General features: G+C 64.4%; 15 protein-coding genes. 10 read left to right on the top strand and 5 right to left on the bottom strand.

Annotation, left to right across the window (positions count from 1 at the left end; genetic code table 11):
- Positions 1-52 precede the first annotated feature (52 nt).
- The 4 genes from fdhF to A1351_RS14155 all read right to left on the bottom strand — a co-directional run bounded on the left by fdhF (position 53) and on the right by A1351_RS14155 (position 6,015).
- On the bottom strand, positions 53-2,929 hold the full coding sequence (gene fdhF / locus A1351_RS14170) for a formate dehydrogenase subunit alpha (RefSeq protein ID WP_024880237.1): 2,877 nt from the start codon (positions 2,927-2,929) through the stop codon (positions 53-55).
- Between the two features lie 11 nt (positions 2,930-2,940).
- Positions 2,941-4,497: an NADH-quinone oxidoreductase subunit NuoF gene (locus A1351_RS14165; RefSeq protein WP_198022797.1), complete on the bottom strand. Its 1,557-nt coding sequence runs from the start codon at positions 4,495-4,497 to the stop codon at positions 2,941-2,943.
- Complete coding sequence (locus A1351_RS14160; protein ID WP_024880239.1) at positions 4,491-4,967, bottom strand: formate dehydrogenase subunit gamma; 477 nt, start codon at positions 4,965-4,967, stop codon at positions 4,491-4,493. Before A1351_RS14160 ends, A1351_RS14165 begins: the two co-directional genes overlap by 7 nt.
- A gap of 145 nt (positions 4,968-5,112) precedes the next feature.
- Entirely contained in the window at positions 5,113-6,015 is a 903-nt protein-coding gene (locus A1351_RS14155) for a LysR family transcriptional regulator (protein ID WP_024880240.1), read from the bottom strand.
- Between the two features lie 228 nt (positions 6,016-6,243).
- Between A1351_RS14155 and A1351_RS14150 the strand changes: the two genes are divergently transcribed.
- Entirely contained in the window at positions 6,244-6,462 is a 219-nt protein-coding gene (locus A1351_RS14150; RefSeq protein WP_036308872.1) for a hypothetical protein, read from the top strand.
- Between the two features lie 14 nt (positions 6,463-6,476).
- Here the strand turns inward: A1351_RS14150 and A1351_RS14145 are convergent, their stop codons facing one another.
- Positions 6,477-7,682, bottom strand: coding sequence for an acyltransferase (locus A1351_RS14145; protein WP_157096311.1), 1,206 nt, complete (start codon positions 7,680-7,682; stop codon positions 6,477-6,479).
- A 182-nt stretch (positions 7,683-7,864) separates the two neighbouring features.
- Here A1351_RS14145 and proS point away from each other — a divergent pair, with 182 nt between their 5' ends.
- From proS to A1351_RS14100, 9 genes are all read left to right on the top strand, one after another.
- On the top strand, positions 7,865-9,412 hold the full coding sequence (gene proS / locus A1351_RS14140; protein ID WP_064033288.1) for a proline--tRNA ligase: 1,548 nt from the start codon (positions 7,865-7,867) through the stop codon (positions 9,410-9,412).
- 97 nt (positions 9,413-9,509) lie between these two features.
- Positions 9,510-9,851 (top strand): antitoxin Xre/MbcA/ParS toxin-binding domain-containing protein, encoded by a 342-nt coding sequence (locus tag A1351_RS14135; RefSeq protein WP_064033287.1) that lies wholly within the window; start codon positions 9,510-9,512, stop codon positions 9,849-9,851.
- A complete protein-coding gene (locus A1351_RS14130; protein WP_064033286.1) occupies positions 9,851-10,423 on the top strand; it encodes an RES family NAD+ phosphorylase in 573 nt (190 codons plus the stop codon). The genes A1351_RS14135 and A1351_RS14130 overlap by 1 nt, the downstream gene beginning before the upstream one ends.
- An 89-nt stretch (positions 10,424-10,512) precedes the next feature.
- On the top strand, positions 10,513-10,809 hold the full coding sequence (locus A1351_RS14125; protein ID WP_064033285.1) for a hypothetical protein: 297 nt from the start codon (positions 10,513-10,515) through the stop codon (positions 10,807-10,809).
- Positions 10,810-10,939: 130 nt separating this feature from the next.
- Positions 10,940-11,332 (top strand): energy transducer TonB, encoded by a 393-nt coding sequence (locus A1351_RS14120; protein WP_064033284.1) that lies wholly within the window; start codon positions 10,940-10,942, stop codon positions 11,330-11,332.
- Between the two features lie 26 nt (positions 11,333-11,358).
- Positions 11,359-11,733, top strand: a complete 375-nt coding sequence (locus tag A1351_RS14115) for a hypothetical protein (RefSeq protein ID WP_157096309.1) — start codon at positions 11,359-11,361, stop codon at positions 11,731-11,733.
- Positions 11,734-11,789: 56 nt separating this feature from the next.
- Positions 11,790-12,005: a hypothetical protein gene (locus tag A1351_RS14110; RefSeq protein ID WP_064033282.1), complete on the top strand. Its 216-nt coding sequence runs from the start codon at positions 11,790-11,792 to the stop codon at positions 12,003-12,005.
- 183 nt (positions 12,006-12,188) lie between these two features.
- Positions 12,189-13,811, top strand: coding sequence for a serine hydrolase (locus tag A1351_RS14105; protein WP_083967332.1), 1,623 nt, complete (start codon positions 12,189-12,191; stop codon positions 13,809-13,811).
- Between the two features lie 13 nt (positions 13,812-13,824).
- Complete coding sequence (locus A1351_RS14100; RefSeq protein WP_064033281.1) at positions 13,825-14,982, top strand: GTP-binding protein; 1,158 nt, start codon at positions 13,825-13,827, stop codon at positions 14,980-14,982.
- Positions 14,983-14,989: the final 7 nt, after the last annotated feature.

Below are 14,989 nucleotides of genomic sequence, written 5' to 3'. Positions count from 1 at the left end.
CCTTCTCCCGCCATGCGGGAGAAGGAATCGCGCCCATCGATACCGCCCTGCTCTACTCCGCGGCCGTCGCGATGCGACGGGCGTTCTCGGAGAGCTCGCGATATTGCTCCTGCCACTCGGTCGGACCGTTGGAGGGCGAGATCTGCACCGCCGTCACCTTATATTCGGGGCAATTGGTGGCCCAATCCGAATTATCGGTGGTCACGACATTCGCCTGCGAGAGCGGGTGATGGAAGGTGGTGTAGACGACGCCCGGCGCCACGCGGTCGGTGACCTTGGCGTGCAGCGTGATCTCGCCGGCGCGGCTCGCGATGCGCACCCAATCCCCATCGCGCACGCCACGCAGCTCGGCGTCATGCGGATGGATCTCGAGCACGTCCTCCTCGTGCCAACGGCTGTTCTCGGTGCGGCGGGTCTGCGCGCCGACATTGTACTGCGACAGGATGCGGCCCGTCGTCAGCAGCAGCGGGAAGCGCGGCCCGGTCTTCTCGTCGGTAGGGACATATTCGGTGATGACGAACTTGCCCTTGCCGCGCGTGAAGCCCTCGATGTGCATGATCGGCATGCCGTCCGGCGACGCGTCATTGCACGGCCATTGCACCGAGCCGACCTCATCGAGCATCGCATAGGAGACGTTCTTGAAGGTCGGCGTCAGAGCGGCGATCTCATCCATGATCTCGCTCGGATGCGCATAGTTCCAGTCGAGGCCGAAGGCCTTGGCGAGCATTTGGGTGATCTCCCAATCGCCATAGCCGTTCTTCGGGCTCATCACCTTGCGGATGCGCTGAATGCGGCGCTCGGCGTTGGTGAAGGTGCCGTCCTTCTCGAGGAAGCTCGCGCCCGGCAGGAACACATGGGCGTAATGCGCGGTCTCGTTCAGGAAGAGATCCTGCACGATGACGCATTCCATCGCCGAGAGAGCGGCCGAGACATGCTTCGTGTCCGGATCGGACTGGAGAATGTCCTCGCCCTGGCAATAGAGCCCCATGAACTCGCCGGCGATCGCCGCATCGAACATATTGGGGATGCGAAGGCCCGGCTCATTGTCGAGCTCCACGCCCCAGGCCTGCTCGAAGGACTGGCGCACGGCGTCGTTGGAGACGTGGCGATAACCCGGCAGCTCATGCGGGAAAGAGCCCATGTCGCAGGAGCCCTGCACATTGTTCTGTCCGCGCAGCGGGTTCACGCCGACGCCGCGGCGGCCGAGATTGCCGGTCGCCATTGCGAGATTGGCGATGGCCATGACGGTCGTCGAGCCCTGGCTGTGCTCGGTGACGCCGAGGCCATAATAGATGGCCGCGCGGCCGCCGGTGGCGTAGAGGCGCGCCGCGGCGCGAATATCCGCCGCCGGAACGCCGGAGAGCTTCTCGACTTCCTCGGGGCTGTTGCGCTCCTCGGAGACGAAGGCCGCCCAATCCTGGAACTCGTCCCAATCGCAACGCGCGCGGACGAAGGCTTCGTTGACGAGGCCCTCTTTCACGATCACATGCGCCAGCGCTGTGACGACGGCGACATTGGTTCCGGGCTTCAGCGCCAGATGATAATCCGAGCTGATATGGGGTGAGCGCACGAGATCGATGCGGCGCGGATCGACGACGATGAGCTTGGCGCCCTCGCGCAGGCGCTTCTTCATGCGCGAGCCGAACACCGGATGCGCGTCGGTCGGATTGGCGCCGATGACGAGGATCACATCGCTGTCGTCGACCGAGTCGAAGTCCTGCGTGCCGGCCGAGGTGCCGAAGGCCTGGTTGAGGCCATAGCCGGTCGGCGAATGGCAGACGCGCGCGCAAGTGTCGGTGTTGTTGTTGCCGAAGCCGGCGCGGGTCAGCTTCTGGACGAGATAGGTCTCCTCATTCGAGCAACGCGAGGAGGTGATCACGCCGACAGAACGCTTGCCGTGCTTCTCGATGATCTTCTTGAAGCGATCGGCGGCGAAGGCGATGGCCTCGTCGAAGGAGACGACCCGCCAGGGATCGGTCGCCTTGTCGCGGATCATCGGCTGGGTGACGCGTTCCTTATGCAGCGCATAGCCGTAAGCGAAGCGACCCTTGATGCAGCTGTGGCCGTGATTGGCCTTGCCGTCCTTCCAGGGAACCATGCGGACGATCTCCTCGCCGCGCATTTCCGCCTTGAAGGTGCAGCCGACGCCGCAATAGGCGCAGGTGGTGACTTCCGAATGCTCCGGCTGGCCGACGGCGATCACCGACTTCTCGGTCAAGGTCGCGGTCGGGCAGGCCTGCACGCAGGCGCCGCAGGAGACGCATTCCGAATCCATGAAGGCTTCGGCCATGCCGGGCGAGACGCGGCTGTCGAAGCCGCGGCCGTCGATCGTCAGCGCGAAAGTGCCTTGAGTCTCCTCGCAGGCGCGGACGCAACGATTGCAGACGATGCATTTCGACGGGTCGTAGGTGAAATAGGGATTGGACTCGTCTTTCGGCATCCAATCGAAATTCGCCTTGCCGTCGACGCGGCTGCGGGCGAACACATGGTTGGAGCCCTCATAGCCGTAGCGCACATCGCGCAGGCCCACGGCGCCCGCCATCGTCTGCAGCTCGCAATCGCCATTGGCGGCGCAAGTCAGACAGTCGAGCGGATGGTCGGAGATATAGAGCTCCATAACGCCGCGGCGGATCGCCTTGAGGCGAGGCGTCTGCGTATGGACGCTCATGCCCGGCAGCACCGGCGTGGTGCAGGAGGCCGGCGTCCCATAGCGGCCGTCGATCTCGACGACGCAGAGACGGCAAGAGCCGAAGGCCTTCAGGCTGTCGGTGGCGCAGAGCTTGGGGATTTCCGTCCCCAGCTCCATGGCGGCGCGCATGATGGACGTGCCTTCCGGCACAGTGACCGATACGCCGTCGATCGTCAGAGTGACTTCTTTCTCTGACTTCGACGCGGGCGTGCCGTAATCGACTTCTTTGACGAGGCTCATGGCTTTGCTCCTCACTCGGCGGCGGCGGGAAGCGTCGCTTTGCGGAAATCTTCCGGATAATGACGAAGGGCGCTCTCGACCGGATATGGGGCGAAACCTCCGAGCGCGCAGAGGGAACCGAATTTCATCGTGTTGCAGAGATCGGACAGCAGCTCGATATTCGCCTCCACATCGACGCCTTCGACGATCTTGTCGATCGTCTCGACGCCGCGGGTGGAGCCGATGCGGCAGGGCGTGCACTTGCCGCAGCTCTCGATCGCGCAGAACTCCATGCCGAAGCGCGCCATCTGCATCATATCGACGGTGTCGTCGAAAACGACGAGGCCGCCATGGCCGATCAGGCTGTCGTGCTTCTGGAACGCCTCATAATCGAAGGGCGTGTCGAACAGCGACGGGGGCACATAGGCGCCGAGCGGGCCGCCGCATTGCACGGCGCGCACCGGGCGACCGGTCAGCGTGCCGCCGCCGATGTCATTGACGATCTCGCCCAGCGTGAGGCCGAAGGGCGTCTCATAGAGACCGCCATATTTCACATTGCCGGCGATCTGCAACGGCATGGTGCCGCGCGAGCGGCCGACGCCGAAAGAGGCGTAAAACTCGCCGCCCTTGGCGAGAATGGCCGGAGCCGTGGCGAGCGTCAGCACATTGTTGACGACCGTGGGGCGCCCCATGAAGCCGACATGCGCCGGCAGCGGCGGCTTGGCGCGCACAATGCCGCGATGGCCCTCGAGGCTCTCGAGCAGCGAGGTCTCCTCGCCACAGACATAGGCGCCGGCGCCGATGCGCAGTTCAATGTCGAAGGCGAAGCCGGAGCCGCGCACATTCTCGCCGAGCCAGCCGGCCTTGCGCGCGGCCTCCAGCGCCTCGGTCAGCACCTCGGCGCATTGCGGATATTCCGCACGCAGATAGATGAAGCCCTTGCTCGCGCCGATGGCGTAGCCGCAGATCGTCATGCCCTCGATGAGGACGAAGGGATCGCCCTCCATCACCATGCGATCGGCGAAAGTGCCCGAATCGCCCTCGTCGGCGTTGGTGACGACATAGCGGCGGTCGGCCGGAGCGTCGGCGACCGTCTTCCATTTGATGCCGGCCGGGAAGCCCGCGCCGCCGCGGCCGCGCAGACCGGACTTGGTGACTTCCTCTATGACCTTGGCCGGGCCGATCTCGAAGGCCTTGGCGAGCCCCTGCCCGCCGCCATGGGCGACGTAATCATCGAGATTCACCGGATCGATGATGCCGACGCGCTCGAAGGTCACGCGCGTCTGCTTGGCCCAGTAGGGATGATCCTCGACCTTGCCGATGGAGAGCGGATGAGCGCCGCCCTTCAGGAAGCCGGCGTCGAACAGCGAGGGAACATCGGCGGGCTTCACATTGCCGTAGCCGATGCGGCCTTCCGGCGTCTCGACCTCGACCAGAGGCTCGAGCCAGAGCAGGCCGCGCGAGCCGTTGCGAATGATCTGAATGGTCTCGCCGCGCGCGGCGGCCTCTTTCTCTATGGCGGCGAGGACGCGCTTGGCGCCGACGGCCAGCGCGGCCATGTCGCGGGGCACATAAATCTTGGTCATGATTTTTGCGCCTCCGACGCCAGCTCGTCCAGAATCCCCCCATCGACGCGGCCGATCGGCTCGCCGTCGTAGAGAGCGCCGGGGCTGTGAGCGCAGAGGCCGAGGCAATAGACCGCCTCGACGGTCAGCGAGCCGTCATTGGCGGTCCCGCCCCATTCGAGCTTGATGCGCTCGAGGAAGTCCTTGGCGATCTTCTCCGACCCCATGGACTGACAGGACTCCGCCCGGCACAGCTTCAGCACATGGCGGCCGGCCGGCGCATGGCGGAAGTCGTGATAGAAAGTGACGACGCCATGCATCTCGGCCCGGGAGATGTTCAGCGATTGCGCCATCTGCGGCACGACAGCCTCGGGCACATAGCCGAATTCTTCCTGGATAGCATGCAAGATAGGCAGGGCAGGACCCTCGAGCCCGAGATGGGCGTCGATGATCTCCTGCGCCCGCGCCTCGTTCCACGGAACAGCGCCAGACATTTCTTCCCCGTTCTTATCGAGCGAGCCCGTTCTTAGAGAGCGGGCCTTTCTGAGCGACAGCCGCCCATTTTAGGTAATTGCCCCAACAGTGCGCCAAAAAGTCGGCGGGATCAATAATCTGGAACGGTTACACGATAGGCGAATCCTATAGATCGCCAACTAGCGGATTCTTTGCGAGCTTCTTCGCCTCGGCGACGAGCGCGGCGACCTGCGGGATGGTCGGCTCGCGCAGCGGAACGACCAATCCGATCTCGTGGACGGCCTCCGGCTCGACGATCGGAATAGAGCGCAATGGGGCGGCGACTCGCAGCGAGTCGACCAGCTTTTCGGGTAGGATGGTGGCCCAACGTCCTGTCTTCACATGGGCGAAGAGCACGATGACCGAATTCGATTCGAGCGCGGGCTCGGGCTCGCCGCCGGCGTCGCGGATCAGCCGCTCGACGATGCGGCGATTCTGCATGTCCGGCGTCAGCAGGCAGAGAGGGATTCGGCCGACATCGGCCCAGGTCACCTTGTCCCGATTGCCGAGCGGATTGTCGGCCGCAGTCAGCAGCCGATAGCGCTCCGAAAAGAGCGGAACGGTCCGCACCCGCCCCAGCGGCTCATTGTCGAGATAGGTGAGGCCGGCGTCGATCTCGAGATTGTCCAGCATGGACAAGATCTCGGTCGAGGAGCTGGTGAGAATGGTGAGGCGCACGCCGGGGTGCTTCTCGCGAAAGGGCGTCGTCAGCGCGGGAATCATGGTCAACGCCGTGGGGATGGAGGCGATCTTGAGCTGGCCGCCGAGCCCCTCCTTCAGCGTGCGCACCTCCTGCCGCATGGCGCGCGCGTCGGCCACGATGCGCTTGGCCCATTCCAGCACCCGCTCGCCCTCGGCGGTGAGGCTGTGGAAGCGGGAGGAGCGATTGACGAGCAGGACGCCGAGACTGTCCTCGAGCTGCTTGATCCCGGCCGAGAGCGTCGGCTGCGTCACCCCGCAGAGCTCCGCCGCGCGGGAAAAGCTCCGCTCCTTGGCGACAGTGATGAAGAATTCCAGCTTGTCGATCACGTCGCGCCCAAACTCCCTCTTCGCGCCCTCGAAGGACCGAATGGGACGCGCGAGGAACTATATACCTAAAGGCTTGGCGCGGCGAATTCATCGCACGGTCGAAGGATGCGCGCGCGGCCACGGACGAAAGCGCGCCCGGACAGCGGGCCGCGATAGGGAAAAAGGCGGTTGACCTTGTGCGCTGCACAAATCTAAAAAAGGTCGGATAGAAAAAATCGGAGGCCGCGCATGTCGTTGACAAAAGATCACTTGCTTTGGGGCTATCGTCTCATTCTCGACCGCGACCCGGAAAAGGAAGTGAATTTGGACAGCGCGAGCCGTTTCGTGGAGCCTCGCTCATTGCGGGAGCAGCTGATGCTCTCGCCTGAATTTATTCAGAACAATGAGAAATTGATCTTAGAACTCCATTCGAAGCTACAAGCGCTGAAGCCTCTCGCCGGCGGCTGAGCGTCGGCGAAGCTTCATCCGACCACTTTATCCTCGGACGGCGCCGGGGGCGCAGAAGAAAATCGAGCGACGAATGCTCGACCGTAAGCGCTCCCCGGCTTCTCGATCGTGACGAAGATCGTCGCCGTCACCGCCACGACGATAATCGCGACCAATGGCAGAAGCAGCGGCAGGCTGGCCGTGTCCAGCGCCGCGAGCGAGGACGCGCCGAAGTAGAAGAGAACAAAGAGAACAATGCCATGGAATAAATATATTCCATAAGAGCATTCTCCGAGCGCCAGAAGCGCGCGCCTCCGCAAAAGGCCGAAGATATCGTTGCCGCAGGCGACAGAGGCGAAGAAGAGTCCGAGCAGAAAATCCCATGGCGTCCCATAAGGCTTGGGAGCGCAAGCCAAGGCCGCGAGCAGGCATATCGTGGCCGTGAGCATTCCACCGCGCGAGGACGACCAGATCCGCGCCTCGCCGAGCTTCGCCGCCTCGCTGGCCAGCATCCCCATCGCGAACAAGGGCGGAAACGCGAGCCAATCGAGAGCGACGAAACGCGTCGCCGCCAGACTGCCGATGACGAGCGCCAGCGGAAGCGCCGCAGTCGGCGCCTTGCCGCGGAGAAGGTCATAGGCGATCGCCATCAGCGGAACGCCGAAAAGATAGAACGCCCACTCATATTTCAGCGACCACAGCACATAAGCGTCGATGCGGCCGCTATCGGCATGGCCGAGAAGCGGAGGCTGGCCGAGGGCCGCCACCCATGTGAGCAGCGGCGTGAAAACCGTTTCCGGCCGAATGGAATATTCTTGCGTCCATAGAATAATCAGGCCTGTCGCCACGACGGAAGCGGCGACCAGCGGCGTCAGACGGAAGAAACGGCCGACCCATAACGCTGCTATTCTGGAAATATGAAATCCTTCCAGCGTATTGCGATGGAATAGAAACCCTGTGATCATGAAAAATATCGACACGCTGCCGCCGCCGAGATTTTCAAGAAACAGAATGGTCGGCCGCTCCCAGGTTCCGCCGAGCCGCGTGGCCTGCATCCAGATCACGAAATGATGCATCATCACGGAGAGGGCCAGCAGCCCGCGCAGCCCGTCTATGCGCGAAATCCGCCCGGCCGACGACGGAAGCGGAAAGCCGAGGCGATCGAGGAGGCCGCCCGCCGCAAAGGCGGCGAGATAGGCGAGCCCTATCCCAACGCCGATCATGCCCAATGGATAGACCAACGCGCCCTCCTCGGACCCATGTCCGACGGGGCGGAGTTTCGACCGGAACGCCCGCGCAAGGCAACGCCCCTGCTCGACCCCTGCACCGCGCCGCGGCCGAAAAGCGCGGCCTCGCTCGCCATGACGGCGGGCTTGGGCTATCTCTGCGCTCGAACATCGGAATCGAATCCCCAAGGGCAAAGATGAAACGCGCTCTGTCGGTCACGAGAGAAGAGAATTTCGCGCAATGGTATCAGGCCATCGTCGCCGAGGCCGATATGGCCGAGACGAGCCCGGTGCGCGGCTGCATGATCATCAAGCCCTGGGGCTATGGCGTCTGGGAGCTGATCCAGGGCGCGCTCGACCGGCGCATAAAAGAGACCGGCCACGACAATTGCTATTTCCCGCTGTTCATCCCGATGAGCTTCATCGCTCAGGAGGCGAGCCATGTCGAAGGCTTCGCCAAGGAGATGGCGGTCGTCACCCATCACCGGCTGAAGGCTGTGGACGGCAAGCTCGTCGTCGATCCCGACTCCAAGCTCGAGGAGCCGCTCATCGTGCGGCCGACCTCGGAGACGATCATCGGCGACGCCTTCCGCCGCTGGGTCTCCTCGCATCGCGATTTGCCCGTGCTGATCAATCAATGGGCCAATGTCGTGCGCTGGGAGATGCGCACGCGGCTCTTCTTGCGGACGAGCGAATTCCTCTGGCAGGAGGGCCACACCGCCCATGCCGACGAGGCCGACGCGCGGGAAGAAACCCGCAAAATGCTCGAGGTCTATCGGCAGATCGTCGAGGATGTGCTGGCCGTGCCGGTCATCGCCGGCGAGAAGCCGGAGAATGAGCGCTTTCCCGGCGCCGTGAACACTTATTCCATCGAAGCCATGATGCAGGACGGCAAGGCGCTGCAGGCCGGCACCTCGCATTATCTCGGAACCAATTTCGCCCACGCGCAGAACATTCGCTTCCAGAGCGCGAGCGGCGAGCTGGAATATTGCCACACGACGAGCTGGGGCGTCTCGACGCGGCTCATCGGCGGCGTGATCATGACCCATGGCGACGATGACGGGTTGCGCCTGCCGCCCGCCATCGCCCCGCGTCAGGTGGTGATCGTGCCCATGCTGCGCGAGAAGCCCGAGGACGCCGAGGTGCTCGCCTTTTGCGACAGGCTGAAAGCCCAGCTGGACGGGGTTTTCGCGCTGGGCGCGCCTTTGCGCGCCATCGTCGACAAGAAGCCGGCTCGCGCCGCCAATAAGCGCTGGGACTGGGTGCGCCGCGGCGCGCCGATCATCCTCGAGATCGGCCCGCGCGACGCCGCCAATGATGTCGTGACGCTGATCCGCCGCGACCGGCTGCGCGAAGGAGACAAGATCGTCTCGACGGCGACGCCCCGCGCGGAATTCGTGACCGCGGTCCCTGCCCTGCTCGCGGACATCCAGGCGGCGCTGTTCGCCGAGGCCAAGACGCGGCTCGAGGCCAATATCCGCTCCGATCTGACGAGCTTCGCCGAGATCGCCGATTATTTCGGCAAGGCGGCCGAGGACGACGAGGCCGCGGCAGCCTTCAAGGGCTGGGTGCGCGCGCCCTGGGCGCGGCCGACGGGCGCCGAGCTCGAGGAGGTGGAGACGCGGCTGAAGGCGCTGAAGCTGACGCTGCGCAATATTCCGCTCGAGCAGAGCACGCCGAAGGGCGTCTGCGTCTTCACCGGCCGGCCGGCGGTGGAGGAGATTTTGATCGCTCGCGCTTATTAGCGCGGGCGGGGCCGCCGGACCGGAATTGCGAACCGCTTTCATGACTTGACTTTCTGAAATCAATTCGTAATTCTTTGTCGTGTCAGGGGAAGCAGTCATGGCCGCCACCGCCGTCAGCCGCATTCTCGACCATCTGAGAGTCGACGGCGGTCTTCAGGGCAAGGATATCGCCAATATCGTCGCCGTATCGCCTGCCACGGTCTCCCGATGGTCGAGCGGCAAGGCGACGCCCGATCTTCGGACGCAAACCGTCATCGCCGAGCTGCGATATGTGGTCGACCGCCTGTCGGACTTCTACACGGCGGACGAAACGCGCCTGTGGCTGCACGCCAAGCATCCCATGCTGAATGGCGAGCGTGCGATCGACCTCATCAACGAGGGGCGGACGCAAGCCGTGCTCGCCGTCATCGACGCTCTCGACTCGGGCGCCTATACCTGATGGCCGAGCTGCGGAAGGCTCGCGATCTCGCGCTTCTCGACGCGATCGACGCGATGGACCGCGAGCCATTCGAAGGCAAAGTCTGGCGCGCCGTGAGGGAGGGGCGCGATCCGACGCTCGGCTCTCCATCGCAAAGCCGATGGTGCAATGGCCTGTTCGACATTCTCTACACCTCGCTCGAGCGAGACGGAGCGATAGCCGAAATAAACGCGCTCCTGTCGTCGCAGCCGGTGTTTCCATCGAAGATGCGATGGGACTGCTACGAGCTGAGCATCCGCGCCACGAAGACGCTGCGCATCGCCGATCTACCGATGTTGCAGAAGCTCGGCGTCGATGTCGCGACCTTTCAGGAGCGTCGATACGACCAAACGCAAGCCATCGCCGACGCCGCATTTTTCCTCGGTTTCGACGGGCTGATCGCGCCGAGCGCCCGATGGGCCTGCAGCAATCTGATGCTTTTCACGTCGCGATTGCAGCCGAGCGACATCGAGCTGGCCGCCGACGCCGGCGTTCCGATCGATTGGACCGAATGGCGTCGCGCCAACCGCTATAAGCCGCCTTCCGACGCCTGAATGACAGGCGCGACCCTCAAAGGGCGTGGCCTTTCCCGGCTCCTCGCGCCATCTGAGCCTTTCGGACGAGACCGACAGGAGGCCCGCCAATGGACATCCCCACTTTCGACCCGGCGATCGCGGCGGGAGTCGCCCTGTCGACCGCTGTGACCGACGCCGTCTATGTGTTCTTCAACGCCGCGGTTTCCGAGCGCCGGCGCGTCGCCGCCGCGAGCTGGAGCAGCGTCTGGTATCTGCTCTCCGCTTTCGCGGTCATCAGCTACACGTCCAACTGGGCCTATGTCCTGTTCGCTGCGCTCGGCGGCTTTCTCTCGATCACCGCCCTCGATCGCGTCTCGCCGCTGAAGGGCGCTCTCGGCCCCGCAAGAAAAGACCGCAACGAATAACGGGAAAACCTGCCGGCGCTCGACGAAAATCACTCACCTTATTGACCGCGCTACACGTTCGGATATTCATAATAGCCCGGTGCGCGGGCGGCGAATTTCCAGCGCTATGTTTCGTTCGAGGACCGAATTTATGAAAGCGGCGACGATTTTTGTGGCTTCTCTGCTCGCGCTCTCCCAGCCGGCGGTGGCGCAATCGATTTTCGACGGGCTCGGCGGAACGGGAGACCCCGCGCGGGACGCCGCCTCGGCGGAATATGAGCAATGGAAGCGGACGATCGCCAGTCAAACCAAAGAGCACACCTCGCGCCTCTGGCTCGGACATGGGTCTGTGACCGTGCATTTCTGCGTCGACGCCGCCGGCCGAGTGGCCGATGCGAATGTCGTGAAAGCCAGCAACAACGAACAGGCGCTCCTCGCCTTGAGCACGATTTCCTCGCTCAAATTGCCGCCGCCGCCGGCCTCGGCCCGCAAGGCGGCCGGCGGCAAGTGCCACCACTTCTCGCAGAGCTTCTATTATCATTGAGCGCGGCGAACGGGAGGCCTCGCATCATGTTTCGAGCAGTGATCGTCTTCATTTTTATCTGCGCTTCGCAATCAGCCTTCGCGCAATTCCTCTTCGGTCCCTCGGAGCGGCCCACTCTGGCCGCCTGCATGGCGATCCCGGAAAACAAGGTCTGGATACAGACCGTCACCCGCCAGCTCCGCGAACGCGCGCCGAAGCTCAATCTGGGACGCGGGACAGTGACCATCAAATTCCATGTCGATTTCAGAGGCCGCGTCACCAGAGCCTCTCTCTCGAACTACGACAATAACGCCCGCGCGCTGGTCGCGGCGGGCATGATCACCTCGCTGAAGCTGGCGCCGCCGCCCGACGACATGGACACCGACTGTCGTGACTTCGAGCAGACCTTCAACTTCCATTGACCGCTTCGGCGGGCGTCTCGGCGGCTCGTCGGACGACGAAACCTCGAGGGAACGCGATGCCCGACGAAACGACGACGGTTCTCAGCCCGGACAACAGCACAGACCAAGCGCACGCGCTCTTCTTCATGCATGATCGAGTATCGACGCCGGCCCATAATTCCGCCGACTCGATCTCGATCGCTCTGGCGCGCCTATCGGTCGCATCGGGTTTGAATTATTGCGACCGATATAAGCTTTTCATTCTGCCCAACCAGAATTGGCGGCCCAGCTAGACGATTTTCGGCCGCGAGCGGGCCGCGCCCTCGCCGGGCGCCGGCGTCGGCAGTTGGAACGAATTTTGATCGTCCAGGCGTACTAACCGTTGTCTATAACAGCGCTTTTCGGCGTCCCGAAACGGCGCAGAGCGCGTTTACGCCACATTCGGCCCATATTCGGGCCGTCCTTGGAGCGAGACAATGTCTCGAATCGAACGCGCGGCCACAAAAATGGCCGAGGCCGAGGCCGATCGGATGAATATGAGCGCGAAATCGACCCTACGCAGCCTTTTCGTCGTCGCCGCAGTCGGCGCGGCGTCCTCGGCGTCGTCGGCGCCCTCCGTCGTCATCGACGTCGCCAGCGGGCAGGTGCTCGCGCAGGAGCAGGCGACCCAGAGCTGGTATCCAGCCTCGCTGACCAAGCTGATGACCGTCTATGTGGCGCTGGACGCGGTGCGCTCCGGCCGCATCCAATATGACACGCCGATGATCGTCTCGCCCCGCGCGCTTTCCATGGCGCCGTCGAAAATGGGCTTTCCGGTCGGCTCGGAGGTGACGCTGCGCAATGCGCTGGTCATGCTGATGGTCAAATCGGCCAATGACATAGCCGTCACCATAGCGGAGGGCGTCTCCGGCTCGGTCGAGGCCTTCGCCGACGAGATGAATCGCGCCTCGGCCAAGCTCGGCATGCGCGAATCCTATTGGGCCAATCCCAACGGCCTGCCGGATGATCGGCAAGTGACCTCGGCGCGCGATCTCGCCATTCTCGGCCGCGCGCTGCTGACGGAATTTCCCGAATCCGCGGGCTTTTTCAACATTGGCGCGATGCAGCTCGGCCGGCAGATCCATCCCACCCACAACGGCCTGCTCGGCCGCTATCCGGGCGCGGACGGCATGAAGACCGGCTTCACCTGCCCCGCCGGCTATAATCTCGTGGCCAGCGCCACCCATGGCGGGCAGAAGCTCATCACCGTGGTGCTGGGCGCGCCGAGCGCCGCGGCGCGCACGGCCAAGGCCGCCTCGCTGCTCGACCGCGCCTTCATGACCGGCTCGCCCTCGGGCTCGATCGCCGCGCTGCCGACCTTCGGCGTCGCCCCGGCGCCGGACATGCGCGACAGCGTCTGCCGGCATCGCGGCAAGGCCAACGCCGAATATATGGCCGAGGTCGAGGATATGACCGTCGCCATACCGCGCGAGAACGGCTCCACCGATCAGGTGAACGTCAAGACGATCGCCGCCCTGCCCCGCTCGCGCTTCGAGCCCGTGCCGATCTTCCTCGGCCGCTCTCCCGGCTATGAGGGCCCCGTCGCCGGCGTGCGCGATCCGGGCTCGCCGGTCGGCTCGCCCTCGACCGTCACCGCCTACGCCCATGAGCCGCCGGCCGCCGCCGCCTCGCCCATCAGCCGCCCCGCGCCGGACGCTCTGTCGATGCGCCATGGCCGCAAGCATACGGCCAAGGCCGCCCACGCGCCGGCCAAGGAGAAGGCCGCCAAGCACAAGCCCTCGATGGCGAACAAATCTTCGGCGAGCACGCCTTCCACGGAGAACGAGCCGAGCGCGGAGAACAAGCCGGAGCAAGCCGTCACGATCGAAAAATCGACCAAGCCCAGGCAGGGCAAGCATGTCGCCGTCAAGACGCCGGTAGACAAGACGCCCGCAGGCAAGACGCCCGGGGCCAAAGCGCCCGCTGGCAAGGCCCCCGCAGCCAAAGCGTCGGCGACCAAAACGCCCGGCGCCAAAAACGCCGGCAAGAGCGTCTCCGCCAAGAACGACAAACACGCGATCGGCGACCATGCGCCGCAGCGCCGAGACAATGAGCAATAGACTCGCAATGACAATGACAGAGCCTTCCGAGCCGCGCCGTCCGCCGCCGCCCATTCCGTTGACGATCCTCACCGGCTTTCTCGGCGCCGGCAAGACGACGCTGCTCAACCGACTGCTCGCCTCGCCCGAGCTCGCCGACACGCTCGTCCTCATCAATGAGTTCGGCGAGGTCGGCATAGATCATCTGCTGGTCGAGAATGTCGAAGGCGACATGATCGTCATGAGCTCGGGCTGCATCTGCTGTTCGATCCGCGGCGATCTCGTCGCCGCGCTCGAGGATGCGCTGCGCAATCTCGACAATGGCCGCATCCGCCCCTTCCGCCGCATCGTGCTGGAGACGACCGGGCTCGCCGATCCGGCGCCCATTCTCCACACCATCATGTCGCACCCCTATCTCGCGCTGCGCTATCGGCTGGACGGCGTCGTCTCGCTGATCGACGCCGTGAATGGCGCCGCGACGCTGGACGCGCATGAGGAGGCGGTGAAGCAGGCCGCGGTCGCCGATCGGCTGGTCATCACCAAGACCGACCTCCCCGAGGGCGCCTCCCGGCTCGAGGCGCTCGACGCTCGCCTCGCGCGGCTCAATCCGGCGGCGCGCCGGCTCGTCGCCGCGACGGGAGAAGCGAGCCCCGCCGCTTTGCTCGATTGCGGTCTCTATGACGCCTCCGGCAAGATTCCGCAGGTCGCCAAATGGCTCAATGACGAGGCGGTCGCGGCGGCGCATGAGGCGCATCATCATCACGATCATGACCACCACCACGGCCATGCGCATCAGGATGTGAATCGCCACGACGCCCATATCCGCGCCTTCTGCGTCACGAGCGACGCGCCGCTCAGCCCGCAGGCCTTCGACATGTTCGTCGAAATATTGCGGCAGGCGCATGGCCCGCATCTCCTGCGCGTGAAGGGAATCGTTGGCCTGACCGATGATCGCGAGCGGCCCGTGGCCGTGCATGGCGTGCAGCATGTCTTTCATCCGCCGCATCGCCTCGCCGCCTGGCCGGACGCCGATCGGCGCACGCGGCTCGTCTTCATCGTCAAGGATTTGGCCCCGTCCTTCGTCGAGAAGCTCTACGCCGCCGTCGCGGGCGCACCGGCGCCGGACACGCCGGACGCCGCCGCGCTGCAGGATAATCCGCTTGCCCCCAAAAACGCCGGCCTGCTAGGCTGACGCGGGG

Source organism: Methylosinus sp. R-45379, assembly GCF_001644125.1.
Taxonomy (GTDB): Bacteria; Pseudomonadota; Alphaproteobacteria; order Rhizobiales; family Beijerinckiaceae; genus Methylosinus.
Note: the sequence above shows the minus strand (reverse complement) of the source record. Positions and strands in the feature narration are given on the sequence as shown.

Excerpts from the sequence above, each read along its gene's own strand:
- A1351_RS14160 (WP_024880239.1), bottom strand. The coding sequence starts at position 4,967 with ATGTCTGGCGCTGTTCCGTGGAACGAGGCGCGGGCGCAGGAGATCATC.
- A1351_RS14135 (WP_064033287.1), top strand. The coding sequence starts at position 9,510 with ATGGCCGCCACCGCCGTCAGCCGCATTCTCGACCATCTGAGAGTCGAC.
- A1351_RS14110 (WP_064033282.1), top strand. The coding sequence starts at position 11,790 with ATGCCCGACGAAACGACGACGGTTCTCAGCCCGGACAACAGCACAGAC.
- A1351_RS14105 (WP_083967332.1), top strand. The coding sequence starts at position 12,189 with ATGTCTCGAATCGAACGCGCGGCCACAAAAATGGCCGAGGCCGAGGCC.
- A1351_RS14130 (WP_064033286.1), top strand. The coding sequence starts at position 9,851 with ATGGCCGAGCTGCGGAAGGCTCGCGATCTCGCGCTTCTCGACGCGATC.
- A1351_RS14100 (WP_064033281.1), top strand. The coding sequence starts at position 13,825 with ATGACAGAGCCTTCCGAGCCGCGCCGTCCGCCGCCGCCCATTCCGTTG.
- A1351_RS14115 (WP_157096309.1), top strand. The coding sequence starts at position 11,359 with ATGTTTCGAGCAGTGATCGTCTTCATTTTTATCTGCGCTTCGCAATCA.
- fdhF (WP_024880237.1), bottom strand. The coding sequence starts at position 2,929 with ATGAGCCTCGTCAAAGAAGTCGATTACGGCACGCCCGCGTCGAAGTCA.
- A1351_RS14150 (WP_036308872.1), top strand. The coding sequence starts at position 6,244 with ATGTCGTTGACAAAAGATCACTTGCTTTGGGGCTATCGTCTCATTCTC.
- A1351_RS14120 (WP_064033284.1), top strand. The coding sequence starts at position 10,940 with ATGAAAGCGGCGACGATTTTTGTGGCTTCTCTGCTCGCGCTCTCCCAG.
- proS (WP_064033288.1), top strand. The coding sequence starts at position 7,865 with ATGAAACGCGCTCTGTCGGTCACGAGAGAAGAGAATTTCGCGCAATGG.
- A1351_RS14125 (WP_064033285.1), top strand. The coding sequence starts at position 10,513 with ATGGACATCCCCACTTTCGACCCGGCGATCGCGGCGGGAGTCGCCCTG.